Here is a 21,450-nt window from a genome sequence, read left to right on the forward strand (position 1 = left end):
CGGCCACGGACCCGCAGCCCCTGCGGACCGTGGCCTTTGTGTTGGATACCCCTCTTTATCCGGTTTCCGACTCGGCTCAGGTTCGCACCCATCGAACCCATATCGTGCGACACAGTTTCGCATCCGAGCACTAGGAGACCGAGTTGTCTGCCCAGACAATCCGCGTGGAATCCGAAAACTCCACCACTGCAGTAACTTCCACCGACGTCACTTCGGCTGCAGTCACGTTCATCGAGGTCGCGTCCACCCGCCGCGACCTGCCGTGCCGGGCATCCAACCCCGATCTCTGGTTCGCCGAAGCTCCGGCCGAACTCGAGCAGGCGAAGGCACTGTGCGCGCAGTGCCCCATCCGTTCCCGTTGTCTCAGTGCGGCTCTCGACCGCGCCGAGCCGTGGGGGGTGTGGGGAGGCGAGATCCTCGATCAGGGGGCCGTCATAGCGCGCAAGAGACCGAGGGGGCGCCCACGCAAGCAACTCGTGTGCGCGTGAGAGCCCTATTCGGCGGAGCCGGTGTCGTCCAGAACCGGCTCCGCGAACCCTGGCAACCAACGAGTCAGGATTTCCATGTACGGGGCATATGCGTCCAACTGGGCGCATATGCCGACCGAACCGAGAAGAACTCGGAAGATCATCAAATACTCGGCCGGAAGGTTGAGTGCACGGGCCGTTCGGAACTGCGCACTGTTGAAGTCAGTGGCGGTTCCGGCGGCCTTTTGCAGCCACGACCGAGTGAAGTGAAATGACTCGGTCTGGATCGGGTCGGTGAAGGGTCGCAGGTAATCCGCGATCTCCTTGTCGGTCACCGTGCGTCCGGGAATCACGAAACCGTTGGCGCGCAACAACTCCGTCAATTCGTCGAATTGTTCCTCGACAGCCAAGCGCACCATCGTGCCGAGAACCCGTGGCAGTCCGTTCGGGAACGGCGCAGCCGCACCGAAGTCGATGACGCCGAGTCGGCCGTCCTCGAGAAGCATGAAATTGCCGGGGTGCGGGTCGCAGTGGAGCAAGCCGACACGGGCCGGAGACGCGAAGTGGAATTCGGCGAGTAGTGCACCGGCAGCATTGCGCTGCTCCGGCGTTCCACTTTCGATGATTCTGGTCAACGGGGTTGCCGTCATCCATTCGGTCACGACCACTTTCGGCGCGCTCGCCACGACGTGCGGGATCACGAATTGGGGATCGCCGTCGAATTCTTTTGCAAAAGCTCGCTGATTGTTCGCCTCGATCCGATAGTCGAGTTCTTCCTCGGTGCGCGCGGTGAACTCCTCGATCACGGGGCGCACATCGACACCGGGCATGACAGAACCGAAGAGACCGGCAAATCTGCCCAAGGTCTTGAGGTCGGCGCGTAGAGCTTCGTCGGCGCCGGGGTACTGAACTTTCACGGCCACGTCGCGGCCGTCCGCCCAGACCGCACGGTGAACCTGCCCGATGCTTGCCGACGCGGTCGGTTCGTCGTCGAACGACTGGAAACGGTCGCGCCATTTGGTTCCGAGTTGCTGATCGAGCATCTTGTGTACTTGCTTGGTCGGCAGCGGCGGGGCGGCGGCCTGGAGCTTGTTCAGCGACTCGCGGTACGGCTCCGCGAATTCCTCCGGAATCGCCGCCTCCATGACGCTGAGCGCTTGGCCCAGCTTCATCGCGCCGCCCTTGAGTTCGCCCAGCACCGCGAACAGTTGCTCGGCGGCCTTCGCGCTCAACTGGGCGTCGATCTCGCCTTTGTCGCCGCCGGCGAGCTTGCGTCCGAAGCCCATGGCGGCGCGACCGGCCATCCCCAGGGGGATGCTCGCGAGTTTGGCAGTACGGGCAGAACTCTTGCGTGGGATCTCGGACACCACACCATCATGTCTGACTGGGGCGTCCTTTGCCCGAAACAGGTGCCAGGTATTGGCAACTGCAAGATATTTGCCGAGGCCAGCGCCTGGTTGTGATCCGATACGGACGGAGCGCGATCTCGAGCGTCGACGACAGACTCGCCGCATGCGTCGCCGCTGTCTCGGATAATGCGGAGTCGATCTCGGCCAGGGCCAGCGCGACACTTGCATGGATCATCGCCGATTCCGCGTGGCCGGCGCTGCCGAGTAGCTGCGCGGACAGATGAAGCCAATGAGGGTCGAGTTCGGATCGGATGATGTCGGCGCATCGCAGGCAACTCGACTGGCCCGGCACGACAAGAGGACCGATCACGCCGTTGCCGTCGCGGATGCGGACGGAAAGGTGGGGGAGTCCGCAGCGAACGAGATCGCTGACCAGGCGAGGATCAGTGACAACGTCGTCGGCCAGGACCACCAGTTGTTCGTTCCACGTGCGCACGACGTCGGTGTTGCGATACCCGCGCGAGCGACGCGTGCTTACCCCGCCGGTGACCAGGGCGCGCTCGACGGCGTCCGAGAGTGGACCGACACCGTGGATCCGGACGGACACGGTCCTCCTGGCGGCAGTGTGGACGAATCCGGAATCGGTGAGTTGCTCGAGCAACTTCTCCGTCACCGACGTCGAAATCCCGCGCGTCGATGCTTCCCACAGGATGGTCGCGCGGGATCTGGAGCCGTCCATTTTGCGGAGGATCGACTTCACCGCGCGCGCATCGACCCCGACAGGCAGCGTCAGCAGGACGGCACGTCCGGGTGTCCATCCCAGCTGCAGCCGACCGTCCGGGCGCGACAGAACAGCGATCCGCGGGTCCCATCGGGGTCCCGCGGATCGCTGTGACGTGCTGTTCTGTGTGGTGTCGTCTTGCGTGTCACCGGTCATCGTTCGATGCTGGCACGGCGGGCCGTCGGCGAGTCCGCGTCAGTGACAGTTATCCACAGGACGTCAGCATGGCTGAACTGCGAAAATGTGTCGAGAAGGAATTATTTCTCTTCGTCGTCCTCGCGGGTCTTGTCCATCGCTGCCTCGGCCGCACGCTCTTTTGCCTCGACGGCTTCGAGCTGGGCGATCGGGTCGTCGAAATTGCCGGCTTCGCCGCCGCCGAGGACCCGGGCGACAAATCCGTCCGGTGCGTCGAGATCGCTCGAATCGGGCATGAGGTCGGGATGTGACCAGACGCCGTCACGAGTGTCCATACCGGCTTCCGCGGTGAGCTTCTGCCACAACCCGGCCGCTTCACGGACCTTGCGAGGACGAAGTTCGAGTCCGACCAGCGTCGCAAAGGTCTGTTCGGCGGGGCCGCCGGTGGCACGGCGACGCCGCAACGTCTCGCTCATCGCGGCAACACCGGGCAGTCGCTCGCCGAGTGCGGCGGTGACGACCGTCTCCACCCAACCCTCGACCAGCGCAAGCAGAGTCTCGAGCCGTTCGAGAGCGGCTTTCTGCTCCGGGGTGTTCTGCGGCTCGAACGTGCCCTGCTGCATCAGCGCTTCGAGCTTGCTCGGATCGGTGAGAGCGGACGGGTCGAGGTCCTTGGCAAATTCTTCCATTGCCGAAAAGTCCATCGTGATCCCGCGGGCGTATTCCTCGACTGTGGCGAGAACACGCTGTCGCAGCCACGGAACGTGACTGTAAAGGCGCTGATGAGCTGCTTCCCTCGCAGCGAGGAACACCAGAACTTCCTGATGCGGCTGTTCGAGACCCTCGCTGAACGCCTGAACCGCAGCGGGGAGAAGGGCCGCGGTGCCCTCTGGTCCGAGGGGCAAGCCGATGTCGGTGGAGGAGAGCACCTCGGTGGACAGTTGGCCGAGTGCCTGGCCCAATTGCGAGCCGAACGCGAGTCCACCCATCTGGCCGAGCATGCCCAGCATCGGGCCCGCCATCTGCTGTGCTTCGGCGGGAAGTCCCTGGACCCACATGCCCGCCACCTTCTCGGCCACCGGATCACAGAGTCGCTTCCACGTGTCGATCGTGTTGTCGAGCCAGTCGTTCGGAGTCCAGGCGAGAGTGCGGCTCGCTCCGGCCGGAAGCGTCGTTGCGGCGTCCAGCCACATCTCCGCCAGATGTGCGGCGTCGGCGATCGCCTTGACATTGCCCTCGGTGATCGGTGTAACCGATCCGATCTGTTGGCGTGCCAGCTTCTTGGCGATGTCGTAGTTCACCGGGCCGGAAGTACCGCCCTGGCCCATCGACGAGCCCATCCCGCTCAGCATCTGACCGAACTGGGTGAGCATCTGGCCGAGCTGAGCCGGATCGAATCCCTCACCGCCCGCGCCGAACCCGAACGGCGTGTCACCACCCCCGAACGGATTGCCACCCGCCGCGTTCTTGTCGCGATCGGGATCGTCGTCGGAGTTGGAGAAGCCGAACGGCATATTGCTCATACCTCAACGGTACAAGGCTCGAGCGGTCGGAGTCGCCCTCCGAGTCACGCTGACGGCGAACACGCACGGCGCTCAGGCGGTGCGATCGGTGCTCCGGCGCCTTCGCGCTTTACTCTGGATCAGGTGAATCGACGGATAGTGACGCTCTTGGCCGCACTCGCACCCATCGTCGTGTTGGGAGTCGTCGGAACAATGGTCACTGTTCCTTATGTCGCACTCGGTCCTGGCCCCACCTTCAACACCCTCGGCGACGTCGACGGTAAGCCCGTCGTCGACATCCAGGGGACCGAGGTCGATCCCACCGACGGCAACCTCAACATGACAACGGTGTCGGTTCGCGACGGCCTCAACGTCTTCGAAGCGTTCGGACTGTGGGCGAGTGGCAGCAACGGACTCGTCCCTCGCTCGGAGATCTATCCGCCTGAGAAGTCGAAGGAAGAGATTCAGCAGGCCAACACCGCCGACTTCCAGCAGTCCGAGGACAGTGCCGAGTTGGCTGCACTGCACTTTCTCGGTAAGCCGGTGGCACTCACTGTCTCGAAGGTGACCCCGGACGGCCCCGCCGCGGGTGCCCTGCAAGAGGGCGATGTCCTGGTCAAGATCGGCGACACTCCGGTAACCACCATCACCGGCGTTCAGGACACGGTCGGTGCGATCGCGCCCGGCACCGCGATCGACGTCACCGTCCTTCGCGAGGGTGTGGAGACCGTTGTGCCGGTCACCGTCGGGGCGCGGCCCAACAAGCCCGAATCGGGTTACCTCGGCGTCACGCCCAACGAGGTCCCGGACGTTCCCTTCACCGTGCAGTTCAACCTTGCCGACATCGGCGGTCCTTCTGCCGGACTGATGTTCACACTTGCGTTGGTGGACAAGCTGACTCCAGGGGAGCTCAACGGCGGAAAGTTCGTGGCCGGAACGGGCACCATCGACTCCGACGGCGAGGTCGGTCCGATCGGCGGTATCAGGTACAAGTTGATCGCCGCCTCCGAAGCCGGTGCTGAGACCTTCCTCGTGCCGGCCCAGAACTGTGACGAGGCGAAACAGAATGCGCCGGACGGGCTTCGACTCGTCAAGGTCGACAACCTGCCCGGCGCAGTGGACTCACTCGAAAGCCTCAACACGGGCGGCGACGCACCCCGCTGCTGAAACCTGCCTTGCCGAAGACAGACTCGGTCAGTCTTCTTCTTTCAGTCTTCTTCGACCTCGTCGAGCGTCGCATACAACGCGTGAACCAGGTGAGGTGCAAGACCGTCGTAGGTGAGCAGTTCCAGGTCGCCGTACGGATCCGCATCCTCGTCGGGACGCATCTGCAGAAGCGACAGCGAAGGACCGTCACGGAGCACGCCGACGAACAGTCGAGCCTCGCGTCGATCGGGATGCGCGTTGGCCGTCAGTCGCGCGACCTCGTCCGCAGCATGCTGATCGGTCAATACCGGCGCCGTGGCGTGATCGAGATCCGATTCCGCCTCGGGCGGCAGGACGACGATCTCCTGAACCAGGATGCAACCCTGCACCGACTCGGGCCAATGCGTCGTTGCCAGGAACTCGTCGAGTGCCCGTGAACCGCCGATGATGTCCTCGGGAAGCGATTCCTGTTCGATCGGTGTGTATTCGGCGCCCTCGGCGAGTTGGTCGAGCAGTCCTGGTTCGGCCGCGGCGAGCATTTCGGTAGGCACCAACGCGTACAGCTTCGGCGGTTGATCCCAGCCTTCGGCGTCGATGTGGTCGACAACTTCATGAACGCACCGGGCGAGGGCACTCGGTGATCTGCTCATATTCTCTTCACTCACACGTTCATCCTCCCACCTTCTGTCCGGCTCCCTGCTCTCCGTGTTGTCAACCCGTGACCGTTGTTACGTAGAGTGGTCGGAAACGGCCAAGTCCACTCGGGCGTGGCCGCAGTGATCGATGCAATCGGTTGCGACGCCACGGCGTCGCCAAATCTTGGAGCGTGGCACGTGGGCATGCGGCCCCCCGCAGGTTTACCCTCTCTGTCCAGACGCAGTCGAATCTTGTTGGTGGTGGCTGTCGTAGTGGCGGCCTTGCTGCTCGTGGGGCCGCGACTGATCGGCATGTACACGGACTGGTTGTGGTTCGGAGAAGTCGGCTACCGCGGTGTCTTCACCAAGGTTCTGCTGACGCGATTCGTGCTCTTCCTCGTGGTCGGAATTGTCGTCGGAGCCATCGTGTGGCTCGCGATGCTTCTCGCGTACCGCGCACGTCCGGTGTTCGTTCCGGTCTCCGGACCCAACGATCCGATCGCGCGCTACCGCACGACCGTCATGTCGCGACTTCGTCTGTTCGGCGTGATCATTCCGGTCGCGATCGGCATTCTCTCCGGTCTCATCGCGCAGGCCAACTGGGTCACGATCCAGTTGTTCCTCAACGGTCAGCCGTTCGGCATCACCGATCCTCAGTTCAACTTGGACGTCGGCTTCTACACGTTCGATCTGCCGTTCTACCGCTTCGTTCTGAACTGGTTGTTCGTCTCGATTCTGCTTGCCTTCGTGGCAAACCTGGTTACCCACTACGTTTTCGGTGGGATCAAGTTGGCCGGGCGCGCTGGGACATTCACGACTGCCGCACGTGTTCAACTGGCTGTCATCGCCGGCACCTTCGTGCTCCTCAAGGCGGTGGCGTACTGGTTCGATCGGTACTCGTTGATGTCGAGTAGTCGTAAGGAACCGACGTTCACCGGTCCGGGCTTCACCGACATCAATGCGGTTCTGCCGGCGAAGCTGATTCTGTTGTCCATTGCGGTCATCTGCGCCTTGGCGTTCTTCGCCTCGATCTTCACGCGGGATCTTCGGATACCGGCCATGGCAGTCGCTCTACTGGTTCTTTCGTCGGTGCTCGTCGGTGCGGTCTACCCGATGATCGTCGAGCAGTTCTCCGTCAAGCCCAATGCGGCGCAGAAGGAGAGCACGTACATCGAACGAAACATCGAAGCGACCCGTCAGGCGTACGGGATCACGGAAGAAAACGTCGACTACGTCGACTATCCGGGAGTTGGCACCAAGCAGCCCCAGGACGTTCCGGCCGACCGGACCACGATCGCGAACACCCGACTGTTGGATCCGACCATTCTGTCGCCGACGTTCACCGCTCAGCGTCAGCTCAAGAACTTCTACGGGTTCCCGCAGACGCTCAACGTCGACCGCTACGAACAGGACGGCCAGTTGCGCGACTTCGTTGTCGCCGCGCGTGAGCTGTCGCCGAACAACCTTTCCGGCAACCAGACGGACTGGATCAACAAGCACACGGTCTACACGCACGGCAACGGCTTCGTCGCGGCCCAGGCAAACGAAGTCACGGCCGTGCAGGGCGACAGTCAGAACAACACCGGTGGTTACCCGATCTACTCGGTCAGCGACCTGACGACCACGCCCGAGAACGAGAACCTCAAGGTAGACAATCCTCGGTCGTACTACGGCGAGGTGATCAGCCAGTCGGACGCCGATTACTCGATCGTCGGTTCCGTCGACGGCGAGGGACCTCGTGAGTACGACACCGACACCTCGAAGTACACCTACACCGGTTCGGGTGGTGTCTCGATCGGCAACTGGTTCAACCGTCTTGCCTTCGCGGCGAAGTACACCGAGCGCAACATCTTGTTCTCGAGTGCAATCGGCTCGAACTCCAAGATCATCTTCAAGCGTGATCCGAAGGAAAGGGTCGAGGAGGTCGCGCCTTGGCTGACGACCGACGGCGCTGCCTACCCGGCAGTGGTCGACGGCAAGATGCAGTGGATCATCGACGGTTACACCACCGCCCAGGACTACCCGTACGCGCAGCGCAGTTCGCTCGACGGGTTGGTCGAGGACAGTATCGACCAGACGACCGGGCGCCTCATTCCGCGCCAGGAGTTCTCCTACATCCGCAACTCCGTGAAGGCCACGGTCGACGCCTACGACGGCACGGTCACGCTCTACCAGGTCGACGAGCAGGATCCGGTTCTGAAGGCGTGGATGGGAGTCTTCCCGAACACGGTGAAGCCGAAGAGCGAAATCTCGGACGACCTGCAGGCACACTTCCGCTACCCGGAAGACATGTTCAAGGTTCAGCGAGAGATGCTGGCGAAGTACCACGTCGACGATCCGAGTGAGTTCTTCACCAACAACGCGTTCTGGTCAGTTCCGAGCGATCCGACGATCGACACGTCGGCCAACCAACCGCCGTACTACGTGCTGGTGGGCGACAAGGACACCGCGAAGGCGGATTTCCGTCTGACCAGTCCGATGGTCGGGTTCAGTCGTGAGTTGCTGTCGGCCTACATCTCGGTGGCGAACGACAAGGAGAACTACGGCAAGTTCACGGTGCTGCAGTTGCCGACCGATACGCAGACTCAGGGTCCACAGCAGGCTCAGTCTGCGATGACGTCGGATTCGCGTGTTGCTTCGGAAGTGTCACTGCTCAAGCAGTCGAACAAGATTCAGTACGGAAACTTGCTGACTCTGCCGATTGCCGAGGGTGGAATCCTCTATGTCGAGCCTTTGTACTCGCAGCGAAACTCGCAGAACGCGTTCCCTCAGTTGGCGCGTGTACTGGTGAGCTTCAGCGACACCAACGGCATTCGGATCGGTTATGCACCGACCGTCTCCGAGGCGATCAGTCAGATTTGGCCGGGCGCAGGTTCGGCAGCGACTGTCACCCAGCCGGCACCCGATCCGGATACCGGAGCGCAACCGGAAACGCCGACAACTCCGACGGCACCGGCCCCGCCGGCTTCTTCGGATGACGTCACGAAGGCGCTGGCCGAGGTCAATTCGGCAATGGCGGCATTGAAGTCGGCGCAACAGAGCGGTGACTTCACCAGCTACGGTGCTGCGCTCGACCGCCTGCAGAAGGCTGTTGACGCGTACCAGGCGCTGCCGCGGTAAGCGGCGTCAGTTCATGAACAGCAGAAGGCCCACCATCCGATCGGATGGTGGGCCTTCTTGTGTGCTCAGGTGAAGCTGTATGAGCTGAATCAGCGCAGTGCTGCAACGATCGGTGCGTTGGCATCGGAGAGCTGCTGGAACTGTGCGGCGAATCCGTACTGGCCGGCGAGGTCACGAGCGGTGTCGTAAGCCTGCTGTGCGGCGGGCTTGAGCTCGGCCGGGATTTCGACGGCGGGAGCAACTGCGGGTGCCTCGGCGACGGGAGCCGGTGCTGCGGCGGGAGCCTCTTCGACTGCCGGCTCGCTTGCGACGGTCAGACGCTGGCCGCAGACTGGCCATGCGCCGGGGCCCTGGCTCTGCAGGGTGTTCTCGGCGACGCGGATCTGCTCTTCCTTGGAAGCGTTGGCGGGCGAGCCGGTGCCACCGTTGGCGGTCCAGGTGCTCTGCGAGAACTGCAGGCCGCCGTAGTAGCCGTTTCCGGTGTTGATGTTCCAGTCGCCACCGCTCTCGCACTGTGCGACGCCGTCCCAGTTGTGGGTGGCTGCGGAAGCGGTGCCGGTGCTCATGGTGAGGGGCACTGCGACAAGTGCGCCGGCTACTGCCAATGTGCCGAATGCACGCTTGCTGATGCTGGTGTACGTCATGTCGGGGTAAATCCTCTCCGCGCTTGCTGACATCGGCGGGCCTGCGGGTCGGCGATGATGCTGACTTTCCCGGGCGCTTGTCTCTCCGTGTCTCTGCCCCTCGAAGGTTTCGGGGGTTCCGATCCCGCGGGGCAGAGTGGAGCAGCGGCGGGTCGGCGTTCGCCCGGTTGATTCGGGCCGGGACCGACCGTACGGGAGCGCTGAACGAGGGTCGATTCGCGATTTTCCGGACCACCTGGTCTTCTCCCATCCAGGATTTTCGGCGTTTATGCTGGTAGAGCCTTTCCGATGCCGTTTCGAGGTACGTTCGTTACATGCTTGTTATGTGTTGATGCTCACGGGCATTTTGTGAACCCAGTCACCCGATTCTTCGACTTTCAGGCGTGTATTTCGCTCCAGCGCAGGCGATTTGCGTTCCGTTCATCTGCTCGTGTAACTTTGTCAATGCATCGCGGGGTGGAGCAGCTCGGTAGCTCGCTGGGCTCATAACCCAGAGGTCGCAGGTTCAAATCCTGTCCCCGCTACTAGAAAAGGACCGCCGCACTGGATTTCAGTGCGGCGGTCCTTTTTTGTGCGCAGCCGTCGTAGGGTGGCGACGTGCGACTCTCGAAGATTCTTTTGGCGATGGCGGTGACTACTTCGCTGGTGACCACCGCTCTGGCGTTCTCGGCAGGAAGCGCTGCCGCCGGTGGGCGGATCGCCGATGCGAAGCGCGTGGTCTTCATCGTTCCAGGGCAGCAGCTCTACAACTCGGGAGAAACGCACCAGGCGACCTACCGCGCCCTCGACGAGGCACTGAGCGCTGCGGGCTACGAGACACACTTCGTCGACGCACCCGGCAAGATGATTGCGGCCGACGCCGAGCTGATTGCCGATTCGATTCGCTCCTACGCTGCCGGCGCTGACTCCGTCGGGGTGATCGCACACAGTGCGGGTGGACTGAGCTCCCGGTACTACGCGAAGTTCCTCGGTGGCTCCGAAGTAGTGGATTCATTCGTCGCCATCGGTGCTCCGCAGTACGGTAGCCCCGGTGGCTGCGTACAAGGCCCTGCCGACGGTTACGACACCTGCATGTTCTCCGAAGTTCTCGCCAAGCTCAATGCCGGTGAGGACACTCCTGGATCTGCCTACTATTCGGTGGTGCAGAGTTCGGGCGAGTGGGCGGACGGTCGGTTGGACGGGGGCCAGTGCCGGGTGTACGTCGATGGCGTTCCCGGGGCCGGAACCGGAGCAGACCATCTCACCGAGCTCGAGCATCCAGAGGTCATCTCGGGAGCGATCAGCGCTTTGGGGCGCGACTGTGTCGGTACGTTCGTGGACGAGAACGACGGCGACATCACCTGGCCTGACACGTTGTTCCCGTCATTTCGGTAAAGCTTCAGGTCCGGGTTGTTCGGACGAGTAGCCCGGCTACGTGTGCGCTCGCGGCAGTTCTGGCCTCCAAGGCGTCACCCGATTCGATGGCCGCGACTATACGAGCGTGCTCGGTGACGGCGATCCGTCGATTGAGCTCGAGGCTCCACATGTCCGAACGGTAGAGATGTGACTGTCCGTCGAGACGATGTAGGGCTTCACTGAGCGGGTGATTGCATGCAGTCTCACGAATCAAGGTGTGGAACTCGAGGTCCAGCGTCGAATCGCGACGCTGATCCGGCGGGCTCTCGAGAAGTTCGCGTTGCACCTGCACCATCTTGTTCAGCTGTGACACGGTTTCATGCGTGGCATTGGCCGTCGCGTTGAAAGCCGCGAGACCGTCGAGTACCTCACGCACCTCGAAGACCGCGCGCAGAGACTCTGCGTCCAGCGAATCGACTTTTGCACCCGCATTTCGGGTGTGGACCGCGATGCCCTCGTAGATCAACTGCTGCACGGCCTCGCGGACCGGCGTTCGACTGACATTGAGCTTGCTCGCCAGCGCGGGAACACTCAGTGGTGTCCCCGGCGCCAGCTCTCCCGAAAAGATCAGTTCTCGAAGCGTCTCGTGCACGGACTCGGTGAGCAAAGCTCGTTCGGTGGTGGTCATCTTGTCCTCACTTCGATCCTGCACGATATCGACGGTACCCGGGAGCGCTATCCGGCGGCGCGCACCCGGTCAGCGCTGCGACTGTCGACGTCGGGCGCCGTCGCGCCTTTCAGTCCGGCCACTTTGGCCGCGATGTTCTCGGCGATCGTGATCGGCGGGTATCCCACCTCGCCCGGTTCGAGAGTCCCTGGCAGTGCTTCGATGACGGCGTCGTAGTTTCCGTCGAAAAAGAATGCGGCAGAGCGACGTCGGATGATCTGACCATCGACGATAGGTGGGTCGACTCGGTGCACTGTCGAGCGCCATCGGTCGTTCGTCCATCGTGCCATCGCGTCGCCGAGGTTGATCAAGAGTGCGCCGTCGGCAGGTTGGACGTCGTGCCATATGCCATCGGTACTCAGAACTTGAAGGCCCGGAACTTGATCTGCCCACAGGATGGTCAAGATTCCGAAGTCGGTGTGAGCGCCCATTCCCGTCATGTCGCCGGAGATGCGGATCTCGCCCTCAGGCAGTGCGTAGTTGTTCATCTTCATCGCGTCGATCGAATGGTCGAGCATCGAATCGAAGTACTCGGGCTGCAATCCGAGGGCGTCGGTAAAGGCGCACATCAGGATTCGTGCCAAGCCCTGGGCATGACGGAAATACTCTTCGATTGCCGGTCGGAATCCGGGCGCGGCCTCGGGCCAAGTGTTGGCGGCGTAGCTGGACTCGGGTAGGTCGACGCCCGGATAGTCGCTCACCTCTGTGCCCACGACTATTGCTTCGTAGAAATCGTTCATCTGGTTCGCAGCGGCGACGCCCAGGCTCATGCTGAGTGATTCCGACTTCGGTGGCGAGTAGCCACGGTTCTCGGACGAGGGACGGCGATAGTTGTTCTTCACCGTCAGTGGGAGAGCAAAGAACTCGTCGAGAGCGTCGGCCAGTCCGTCGGTCGCCGATCGTGGAATGCTGTGTCCGACAATCTGTATGAATCCGACCTCCCGGCACGCGCGATCGAGTTGAGCTGCCACTTCCGCACAGGCAGTGCTGTTGGTGGCGTTTGCAGCCGATGCCTCGCCGGTGAGGTACGGGCTGATATCGATCGTAGGGATTTCGAAGGCGGGAATTTCGTGGGTCATTTAAAGTCCTTGCGGCCGGACGTGTGCCACTTACCGACGAGCACACGTGAGAGGAATCCAAAGGCAGAGAAGACGAGGACGCCGAACACCGACGCGATCACGATCGCGGCGATCAGATCCTCGGACTGAAGGCGGCTTCGGTAGACGTCGAGCAGGGTCCCGATCCCGGGTTGTCCTTTGGCGAAGAACATGTCGCCGATGATGGCACCGACGACAACAAGGCCGGAGGCGGTGCGGATACCGGTGAGAATGGCCGGCATTGCCGCTCGCAGTTCGAGTTTCACCAGTCGATCCCAACGCGAGGCGCGGCCGAGGGTGAAGAGTTCGTGCAGTCCGCGATCGACCGATTGCAACCCGAAGTGTGTGTTGGTGATGATCGGGAAGGCTGCGATGAGAACGCAAACCAGGGTGCGCGCGGTCATGCCGTAGCCGAACCAGAGCCCGATGAGGGGGACGATGGCGAGGATGGGAATGACCTGCAGCACAACGGCATATGGATAGACGATCCGCTCGATCCACTTGGCCTGGCTCATCAGCACGCCGGTTCCGACGCCGACTGCCACCGCGACGACGAAGCCGACCAGCGCAACCTGTGCCGTCACTGCGAGGGCTTCGAGCATGGGAGAGAGGTGTTTCCAGTCGAGTAGCGACTTCGTCAGTACTTGACTCGGCGGCGGAAGGAGAAATCGACGTTCCGGGGAGAGAACGAGGTAGCTGACGATCGACCACGCTGCGACCGCGCCGGCAAGTGAGAGCAGCGGATAGAGCAGGAAGGTGCCGAGCGCTCTCATTCGAGAGGGCCGTCCGGACTGTGCCTGTGCTTGCGCCGTGGTCGCAGAATCAGTACGAACGGCGGTATTGCGTACGGTGGTGCCCTGTTGTACTGCAAGGACTTCGGTCATCGTGAGCTCCCATGGAGGCTGGCCGAGATCTCGGCGACGTGTTCGGTGTATCGGGCGTCGTAGCGCAGTTCCGGGCTACGCGGGTACGGGAAATCGATGTCCACGACCGAATGTATTCGTCCAGGCCTGGCGGTCATGACGACCACCTTGTTCGCGAGGTACACGGCCTCGGATACCGAGTGCGTGATGAACATCGAGGTGAACCCTTTGTCGGTGTAGAGCCTTTGGAGCTCTACCTGCATCTCCAGTCGTGTCATCTCGTCGAGCGCACCAAAAGGTTCGTCGAGCAGCATCACAGCGGGTGCGAGGGTGAGCGCACGCGCCAACGAGACACGCATCTTCATTCCGCCTGACAACGCATTGGGCAGTTGTTTCGCAAAGTCCGCAAGGCCGACTGCGCGGATTGCCTCGTCGGCGCGCAACTTTCGCGCTGCTTTGTCGCCGCCACCGAGTTCAGCCGATAATTCGACGTTGGCCTGCACGGTTCGCCAGGGGAGGAGAGTCGGCTCCTGGAAGATGAAGCCAACTGATTCGGTGTCGAAGGCAACCGCACCACTGGTCGGTCGCTCGAGGCCGGCCGCCATGCGCAACAAAGTCGACTTGCCACAGCCTGAGGGTCCGACCACGGCGACGAAGTCTCCTCGCTCCACGTCCAGATCGATGCCGTCCAGCGCGACAGTGCCGGTATCGAACTTCTTGACGACATCGGAAAAGACCATCTGCATCGGCGCGGTGAGCTTGCGAGCGTCGGCATCCTGCATCGTGTTCGCGAGTTCCATCTGAGCCTCCGGTTCGGTAATGCATGCAAAAGTTCTTCAAGATGTAGGAACTATCTTGAATTGCATGTATGTCGCTTAGATTGCTGAATGTAAATGTGAGGTGACATTGCAGGTGAAGCGAGAATCCTGGCGCGCGTTACCTGATGGAAACAACGAGGCGATTGCATGTAATCCACGTGCTGCAGAGTGTGCTCATCGGATCACCCTTCTTGGTTCGCCCACATCCCAATTGTTTTCACGAAGGAGACGCTGTGTATTCAAATCGCAAGGTGCATTCCAATCGCAGAAGTGTGGGAGCGGCGGGCGCGGCACTGGCCATGTGTGCAGCCATCGGATTGACTGCGTGCAGCTCCAGTGAGGCTGAGACGGCGAAAGCCGAATCTCTCGAACCAGCTGCCGAGGCGCAGAACCTTGCGGGTCTCTGTCCGGAAAACGTTGTGGTTCAACTCCAATGGCAGCCACAGTCGGATATGGGAGCGCTCTTCGAGATGCTCGGTCCCGGCTATTCGGTCGACACCGACGACAAGTCCGTCAGTGGGACTCTTGTCGCCGGAGGGAAGGACACCGGAGTCGACCTGACCTTGCGGGCCGGGGGACCGGCAATCGGGTTCCAATCCGTCAGCTCCCAGATGTACGTCGACGATTCCATCACTCTCGGCTTGGTGCACGGGGATCAGGTGATCGCGGCAGCGGCAAGTCAGCCCGTTGTGGCCGTCACGCCATTGCTCAAATACAGCCCGGCAATCCTCATGTGGGACAAAGAGTCTCATCCGGACTGGACGAGTGTTGCCGATATCGGCAAGTCCGACGCGAGTGTCGTCGTTTCCAAGGAGCAACTCTTTCCGCAGTGGCTCGTGGCGAAAGGACTACTGAAGCAGTCTCAGCTCGACACGAGCTACGACGGAGCTCCCTCGCGATTTGTCGGTGACCCGACCATCGCTCAGCAAGGATTCGCGAATTCGGAACCGTACACGTACGAGAAGGAGACGCCGGCGTGGGACAAGCCGGTTTCCTATGACCTGCTGAAAGATTCGGGTTTCGACATCTACGCGTCCAATGTTTCCGTTCGTGCCGACAAGGTCGAGACACTCTCGCCGTGTTTGAGCAAGCTGGTTCCGATCATTCAGCAGGCCACCGCGGACTACATCACTGCGCCGGATGCGGCGAATGCTGCCATTGTCGACGTCGTCTCGCAGGACGTGTCGTTCTCTCCCTACACCGAGGGTGAAGCAGCGTTCAGTGCCCAGCTCCTGAAAGAGAAAGGCCTGATCGCGAACGAGGCAGACGGATCCGTCGGCACGTTCGACATGACGCGAGTCGCTCACACCGTCGAAGAACTGAAGCCCATTCTCAACGCCGGGGGTGCGGCGATACCGCAGTCATTGACTGCTGAAGAGATCTACACCGACAAATTCACCGATCGGTCCATCGGAATCCGCTGAAGGAGCTCACAGCAAATGACGTACGACATGACAGAACTCAACCGCGAGACCCGCATGGGTGGCCTGGGCACGGAGACCACCGACCGCGAGGTCCGAAGAATCGATCTCTCGGATTTCGAGAACCGGCGCAGCGAGATCGCCGAGGAGTTGTGGTCGGCAGCGACCGACATCGGATTCTTCCAAATCGTCAATCACGGAATCGATCTGGACCAGGTCCGCGAGGCTTTCGCGGCGGCCGAGCGATTCTTTGCACTGCCCACTGAGGTCAAGGCGCAGTACCCGCTCAAGAAGGGTTTCAACTCCGGCTGGGAGAGCATGACGCAGGTGCGTCCGTCCATCGGAACACCTGATCAGAAAGAGTCCTACCAGGTGACCCGCCCGCATATGGGTGATCTGTGGCCCACTGCAGACGAATTGGGTGGATTCCGCGAAACGATCCTGGACTTCGAAGCCAAGTGCTGGGGCATTGCGATGGACCTGTTGTCGTGCTTCGCCGAGAAGCTGGGATTCGAACGAGACTTCTTCACCAGGGCACATGACCCGTCGGTGGCCACCTACCAGAGCACACTGCGACTACTCCACTACTTCCCCCTTGCCGCCGACGCAGATGTCGAAGGGATGTGGCGTGCCGGAGCGCACACCGATTTCGATTGCCTGACATTGCTTTTCCAGCGTGACGGTCAGGGCGGGTTGCAACTGTGCCCGGGCAAGGAGATGGACACCCAGGAATGGACGTCGGTGGTGCCGGCCGAGGAAGCGATCACCTGCAACATCGGCGACATGCTGATGAGATGGAGTGATGATGTCCTGCCGTCGAACTTCCACCGGGTCAAGAGTCCCGGAGTCACCGACTATCGGGGAGCCCGCTACAGCCTCGCGTTCTTCGCTCAGGCGAACCGCGACGTGACCATCGAGGGGCCGGCGGGCAAATACCCGCCGATCACTGCCGAGGACTACATCGACCAGCGAGTACGCGCGAACTTCGCGCGTTGATCCGTATCCGTTCCGTCACACACTTTCAGGAGAACTGGCGATGACTACCGCGCCCAAGAACATGACCGACGCGATCATCCGGGACGTGACGTTGTACAGCGGCGGGCAATGGCTGACCGGCCGCGACGTCGTCGTCTCGAATGGGGTGGTCGAATTGATCGAGAAGTCGACCGGCACCGCCACACCTGGAAGTGTGGACGGATCGGGGGCGTATCTGATCCCTGGGTTCGTCAACACCCATACGCACCTTCAGCAGTCACTGATGCGTGGGATCGCCGAAGGGACACCGCTTCTCGAATGGCTACTCGCGGTCGCAGAAGAGTCGGTTCAGATCACGCCGGAGCGCGCACACACGGCCACTGTCGCAGCCTCGCTGGAGGCATTGCGCAGCGGTACGACGACCCTGGTCGAACACATGTGGCCGCACCCGTCCAGCGAGGTTCACGACGCTGTGATCCGGGCGTTGCACGACACCGGGATTCGTGCGGTGCTGGGACGCGGAACCGCAGACCGGGCGGACAAGACGAGGAAGTGGGGCTTCGATCCGCGGCTCATGCAACCACTCGGAGATGTTCTCGCACATACGGATCAGATGATGCGCGACGTCGCCGGTTCCCGCATTGACGTGGCAGTCGCGGTACCGAACCCGCGTTCGCTGACCCCGGACGGGATGTCGGAAGTGCGTGAGTTCGCGCAGGCTCGCGACCTGACGGTCTCGATTCACCTGCTCGAGACGCAGACCGACAACACGATGTGTACCGAACACGCGGGCATGAACGCGGTCGACTACCTCGATTCCCATGGGTTCTTGTGGGACCGGGTGCTGGCGGTCCACTGCGTCGAACTCGACGACCGTGGTCAGAAGGTGCTGGCGGAGCGCGGCGTCGGAGTGTCGTACAACCCCGTCAGCAACATGCGCCTCGGTAGCGGAATCGCGCCCGTCCCGAGTTTCCTCGACGCGGGGATCGCGGTGGGGTTGGGTGTGGACGGCGCAGCCAGCAACGATACTCAGGACATGCTCGAGACGCTGCGCACCGGCGCCTACGTGCAGCGAGCCGCGCGTGGCCGCGCCGACCTGCTCGGCTTCGAAGCCATGATCGACATCGCATCCGGCGGTGCGAACGCAGCACTCGGTCTGCCGGCCAGGTCTGGCGGGATCTCCGTGGGCGATCCCGCCGACCTCACCATGATTCGGTTCGAACGCGACTTCGGTTGCCTCCCGGTGCGAGATCCGGGCGCGTCCATTCTCACGACGGGCAGTCGTCAGATCGTGGACACGGTGTTGGTTGCGGGCGAGGTCGTGCTCCGCGACGGGCACTCAACTCGCGTCGACGAGGCGGAATTGATCCGGACGCTCAGCGCTTTGTGACTGTGCTCAGTCTTCGCTGATCTCCATCTCGATCAGGACGCGGCGCAACAGCTTTCCGGTGGCGTTGCGGGGAAGTTCGTCGATGAAGACGATCTCGCGGGGAACCTTGTAGCGCGCGAGATTCGACCGGACGTGATCCTTCAGCTCGTCGGAGTTCTGGTCGGCGCCGTGGGCGACGACGACAAACGCTCGCAGGCGGTGCCCGAAGTCGGCGTCCTCGACTCCGATGACTGCCGCTTCCAAGACGTCCTCTCGATCGGCGAGCAGGTTCTCGACTTCGAGCGGGTAGACGTTCTCGCCACCGGAGACGATCATGTCGTCGTCGCGGCCGTCGACGAAGAGGAGGCCGTTGGCGTCGAAGTGTCCGACGTCGCCGGTCGAGAGAAGTCCGTCGATACGTTCCTTGTCACGCCCGTCGGTGTATCCCTCGAAGCTCAGCCCGCTGGCGACGAAGATTCTGCCGATCGTGTGTGGGGTGGTGATCTTCTTGTTGTTCTCGTCGAACAGTTCGACGTGACAGGTCACCGGCGCGCGGCCCGCGGTTCCCGGCGCAATGGTCAGATCCTCGGGAGTCGCGACTGTTGCCACCGCGACCTCGGTGGATCCGTACAGGTTGTAGAGGACGTAGCCGAACGAGGCCGTGACTCGCTTGCACAGATCGGGTGAGAGTGACGAACCTGCCGAGAAGATGATCTTCAGGTTCGACGTGTCGTACTTGGACAGCACGTCGGGACCGAGGTCGATGATGCGAGTGAGCATCGTCGGGACCACGACCAGACTGTCGCACTTGTATTGTGCGACAAGTTTGATCGTGTTCTCCGGGTCGAACTTTCGATGCATGACGACGGTCTGGCCGAGCGCCAACGCGAGAGCGAACTGCGAAACGCCGGTTCCGTGGAAGGCAGGGGCCGCCATCATCATGGTCTGTCCGCGGCGCAACGGCACGCGGTCGAGGAACTGCGCCGACGCGAGAGGGGAGGTGTGGCCACGCGGCGCACCCTTGGGAGTTCCCGTTGTGCCGCTGGTGAGGAGGACGAAGCCACCGTTCTTCTCGGGTGCCGGCACCGACGACGTGGTGCGTCCGGCGATGGCCTCGTCGAGAGTAGCTGCCGTGGAACCGTCCGCGGCCGTGCCCTCTGGCCAGGAACGATAGACGACGACGTCGTCCGGCAAGGCATCGGCGATGTCAGCGAACTCGTCGTCGTAGACGAAGGCGACCACCTTCTCACGCGCTGCGACGTCCACGAGTTGGGGCCGTGCGAAGCCCGTGTTCATGAGAACGAGCTTCGTTCCGTTCTTCGCTGCCGCCAGCATGGTCAGGACCAAGCCTCGATGGTTACGGCACATCGCACCCATGACGGAGTCGGACGTGATGCCGTCGGCCTGCCACGCCCGGACCAACGCGTTGCTCTGACGCTCGAGCTCGGCATAGGTGATGGGTCCGCGCTCGTCGATGATCGCCACCGCGTCGTAGCCGTTCTCGGCGTGTGCATGGACCGGCCCGGCAAAGGGTCCGTACTTGTCCACGGCTGCAATGGATTTGAGCCCGCGATCGAGGCGAGGGAACGGGACGAGTCCGGCTCGGAACATGACCCCCGCCGCGCCGATGGTGTCAGTGACCTTGGTGACCAATCCGGGCATACGTGAACCTCTTCCGAGCGTCGTTGTAGGACTGATTACACACTAATGGGCAATCAGGTTTCGGTGGTGAAGTTTCACGATGGCGACCGAGCACTCCGCCCCGCCACCTCGAAAGGTGGCGGGGCGGAGGGTTTCGGGATCGGGTCTGTGCGACCGTCACTTCAGTTCGACCGTCACTTCAGTTCGGCGGACGACTTTCCGAGCAGGCGGCGTGCGACGATCAGCTGCTGGATCTGCTGGGTGCCCTCGAAGATGTCGAGAATCTTCGAGTCGCGGCCCCACTTCTCGAGCAACGGGCGCTGCGAGTAGCCGTAGGTTCCGGCCAACTCGACTGCCTTGAGCGTCACGTCGGTGCCGGTGCGGCCGGCCTTCGCCTTGGACATGGACGCTTCGAGCGAGTTCGGCTTCTTGTTGTCCGCCATCCACGCCGCGCGCAGAGACAGCAGGTACGCGGCCTCCCAGTCGGCTTCCAAACGGATGAACTCGGCTGCAGCTGCATGCTGGTTGTAGACCGGTGTGTCGTAGGAGATCTCGACACCGGCTTCGGTCAGGATGCCGCGCAGTTCTTCGAGAGCCGCGCGTCCGACGCCGACGGCCATGGCTGCAACGAGGGGCCGGGTGTTGTCGAACGTCTGCATGACGCCGGCAAAGCCCTGCTCGACGTTGACCTCCGGGCTGCCGAGGATGTTGTCCGCGGGAATGCGGCAATCCTGGAGCAGGAGTACTGCGGTGTCGGAGGCCTTGATGCCCAGCTTGTGCTCGAGGCGAGCAACGCTCAGGCCCGGTGCGTCACGCGGAACGACGAACGACTTGATGGCCGCTCGGCCCTTCGACTTGTCGACTGACGCCCACACGACGATGTGCGTCGAACGCTCACCGGCGGTGACGAAGATCTTCTCGCCGTTGAGAACCCACTCGTCGCCGTCGAGAACGGCGGTGGTGGTCACTGCGGCGGAGTCGGAACCGAAGCTCGGTTCGGTGATGGCCATCGAGGCCCACACCTTGCCGAAACGTTCGAGCTGTTCGTCGGTGGACACTGCGGCGATCGCGGCGTTGCCGAGCCCCTGGTAGGGGATCGAGAGCATGAGTCCGACGTCGCCCCAAGATGTTTCGAGCGAGTTGAGGAGCGCAGACATGTTGCCGCCGTTGGCGTTGCCACCCTTGGCGCTCGCGTCGGACCGTCCGCCGCTGGCACCGCCGATGTCTCCACCGGAATCGGAGAGGCCTTCGACCATGGCGGCCATGGTGTCGAGCTCGACGGGATACTCGTGCTCAGCGAGATCGTACTTACGTGAAATGGGTCGGAAGATCTGCGCCGCGACCTGATGTGCCTGGTTCGCTGATGCTTTGAGCTTCTTGGGAAGTTCGAGGTTGATCATCGTGGTTCTCCTGGAAGTTCAGCGG

The 21,450-nt window shown here is 62.3% G+C and carries 18 protein-coding genes and 1 tRNA gene; 8 read left to right on the forward strand and 11 right to left on the reverse strand.

Annotated elements, in window-relative coordinates; translation table 11 throughout:
• Positions 1-164 precede the first annotated feature (164 nt).
• Positions 165-488 (forward strand): WhiB family transcriptional regulator, encoded by a 324-nt coding sequence (locus RA302_RS11025; protein WP_003942321.1) that lies wholly within the window; start codon positions 165-167, stop codon positions 486-488.
• 5 nt (positions 489-493) lie between these two features.
• Here RA302_RS11025 and RA302_RS11030 read toward each other — a convergent pair whose 3' ends face one another.
• The 3 genes from RA302_RS11030 to RA302_RS11040 form a co-directional block, all read right to left on the reverse strand.
• Complete coding sequence (locus tag RA302_RS11030) at positions 494-1,837, reverse strand: AarF/UbiB family protein (RefSeq protein WP_020907132.1); 1,344 nt, start codon at positions 1,835-1,837, stop codon at positions 494-496.
• 4 nt (positions 1,838-1,841) lie between these two features.
• The gene (locus tag RA302_RS11035) at positions 1,842-2,753 is read right to left on the reverse strand and encodes a hypothetical protein (RefSeq protein ID WP_053062054.1); all 912 of its coding nucleotides are present in this window, start codon (positions 2,751-2,753) and stop codon (positions 1,842-1,844) included.
• 101 nt (positions 2,754-2,854) lie between these two features.
• On the reverse strand, positions 2,855-4,255 hold the full coding sequence (locus RA302_RS11040) for a zinc-dependent metalloprotease (RefSeq protein ID WP_024487215.1): 1,401 nt from the start codon (positions 4,253-4,255) through the stop codon (positions 2,855-2,857).
• A 123-nt stretch (positions 4,256-4,378) separates the two neighbouring features.
• Between RA302_RS11040 and RA302_RS11045 the strand changes: the two genes are divergently transcribed.
• Entirely contained in the window at positions 4,379-5,401 is a 1,023-nt protein-coding gene (locus RA302_RS11045; protein ID WP_042951437.1) for a PDZ domain-containing protein, read from the forward strand.
• Positions 5,402-5,442: 41 nt separating this feature from the next.
• Here the strand turns inward: RA302_RS11045 and RA302_RS11050 are convergent, their stop codons facing one another.
• The gene (locus RA302_RS11050; protein ID WP_007731266.1) at positions 5,443-6,030 is read right to left on the reverse strand and encodes a PPA1309 family protein; all 588 of its coding nucleotides are present in this window, start codon (positions 6,028-6,030) and stop codon (positions 5,443-5,445) included.
• A gap of 183 nt (positions 6,031-6,213) precedes the next feature.
• Here RA302_RS11050 and RA302_RS11055 point away from each other — a divergent pair, with 183 nt between their 5' ends.
• Entirely contained in the window at positions 6,214-9,135 is a 2,922-nt protein-coding gene (locus tag RA302_RS11055; RefSeq protein ID WP_020969246.1) for a UPF0182 family protein, read from the forward strand.
• A gap of 89 nt (positions 9,136-9,224) precedes the next feature.
• Here the strand turns inward: RA302_RS11055 and RA302_RS11060 are convergent, their stop codons facing one another.
• Positions 9,225-9,779 carry a transglycosylase family protein gene (locus tag RA302_RS11060; protein WP_019747833.1) on the reverse strand — a complete coding sequence of 185 codons (555 nt, stop codon included), beginning with the start codon at positions 9,777-9,779 and terminating at the stop codon, positions 9,225-9,227.
• A 450-nt stretch (positions 9,780-10,229) separates the two neighbouring features.
• On the opposite strand from RA302_RS11060, the gene RA302_RS11065 reads away from it, so the two are divergent.
• Both RA302_RS11065 and RA302_RS11070 read left to right on the forward strand, forming a co-directional pair.
• Positions 10,230-10,303, forward strand: a tRNA-Met gene (locus RA302_RS11065).
• A gap of 73 nt (positions 10,304-10,376) precedes the next feature.
• Positions 10,377-11,153, forward strand: coding sequence for a lipase (locus tag RA302_RS11070; protein ID WP_046378354.1), 777 nt, complete (start codon positions 10,377-10,379; stop codon positions 11,151-11,153).
• Between the two features lie 4 nt (positions 11,154-11,157).
• Here RA302_RS11070 and RA302_RS11075 read toward each other — a convergent pair whose 3' ends face one another.
• From RA302_RS11075 to RA302_RS11090, 4 genes are read right to left on the reverse strand one after another with little or no spacing between them, the layout of a single operon-like run.
• Positions 11,158-11,802 (reverse strand): GntR family transcriptional regulator, encoded by a 645-nt coding sequence (locus RA302_RS11075; RefSeq protein WP_338481169.1) that lies wholly within the window; start codon positions 11,800-11,802, stop codon positions 11,158-11,160.
• Positions 11,803-11,849: 47 nt separating this feature from the next.
• The gene (locus RA302_RS11080; RefSeq protein WP_084326430.1) at positions 11,850-12,920 is read right to left on the reverse strand and encodes a 2-oxoglutarate and iron-dependent oxygenase domain-containing protein; all 1,071 of its coding nucleotides are present in this window, start codon (positions 12,918-12,920) and stop codon (positions 11,850-11,852) included.
• Entirely contained in the window at positions 12,917-13,822 is a 906-nt protein-coding gene (locus tag RA302_RS11085; RefSeq protein WP_020969249.1) for an ABC transporter permease, read from the reverse strand. The genes RA302_RS11080 and RA302_RS11085 overlap by 4 nt, the downstream gene beginning before the upstream one ends.
• On the reverse strand, positions 13,819-14,601 hold the full coding sequence (locus RA302_RS11090; protein WP_338480645.1) for an ABC transporter ATP-binding protein: 783 nt from the start codon (positions 14,599-14,601) through the stop codon (positions 13,819-13,821). The genes RA302_RS11085 and RA302_RS11090 overlap by 4 nt, the downstream gene beginning before the upstream one ends.
• Positions 14,602-14,852: 251 nt before the next feature.
• On the opposite strand from RA302_RS11090, the gene RA302_RS11095 reads away from it, so the two are divergent.
• From RA302_RS11095 to RA302_RS11105, 3 genes are read left to right on the forward strand one after another with little or no spacing between them, the layout of a single operon-like run.
• Complete coding sequence (locus RA302_RS11095; RefSeq protein ID WP_235867780.1) at positions 14,853-16,043, forward strand: nitrate ABC transporter substrate-binding protein; 1,191 nt, start codon at positions 14,853-14,855, stop codon at positions 16,041-16,043.
• Between the two features lie 15 nt (positions 16,044-16,058).
• The gene (locus tag RA302_RS11100) at positions 16,059-17,036 is read left to right on the forward strand and encodes a 2-oxoglutarate and iron-dependent oxygenase domain-containing protein (protein ID WP_020907141.1); all 978 of its coding nucleotides are present in this window, start codon (positions 16,059-16,061) and stop codon (positions 17,034-17,036) included.
• A 40-nt stretch (positions 17,037-17,076) separates the two neighbouring features.
• Entirely contained in the window at positions 17,077-18,405 is a 1,329-nt protein-coding gene (locus RA302_RS11105) for an amidohydrolase family protein (RefSeq protein ID WP_338480648.1), read from the forward strand.
• Between the two features lie 6 nt (positions 18,406-18,411).
• Here the strand turns inward: RA302_RS11105 and RA302_RS11110 are convergent, their stop codons facing one another.
• Positions 18,412-20,046, reverse strand: a complete 1,635-nt coding sequence (locus tag RA302_RS11110) for an acyl-CoA synthetase (protein WP_003942348.1) — start codon at positions 20,044-20,046, stop codon at positions 18,412-18,414.
• A gap of 173 nt (positions 20,047-20,219) precedes the next feature.
• Positions 20,220-21,425: an acyl-CoA dehydrogenase family protein gene (locus tag RA302_RS11115; protein ID WP_003942363.1), complete on the reverse strand. Its 1,206-nt coding sequence runs from the start codon at positions 21,423-21,425 to the stop codon at positions 20,220-20,222.
• Positions 21,426-21,450: the final 25 nt, after the last annotated feature.

The sequence above is a fragment of the Rhodococcus sp. DN22 genome, assembly GCF_036669995.1.
GTDB lineage: Bacteria > Actinomycetota > Actinomycetes > Mycobacteriales > Mycobacteriaceae > Rhodococcus_F > Rhodococcus_F erythropolis.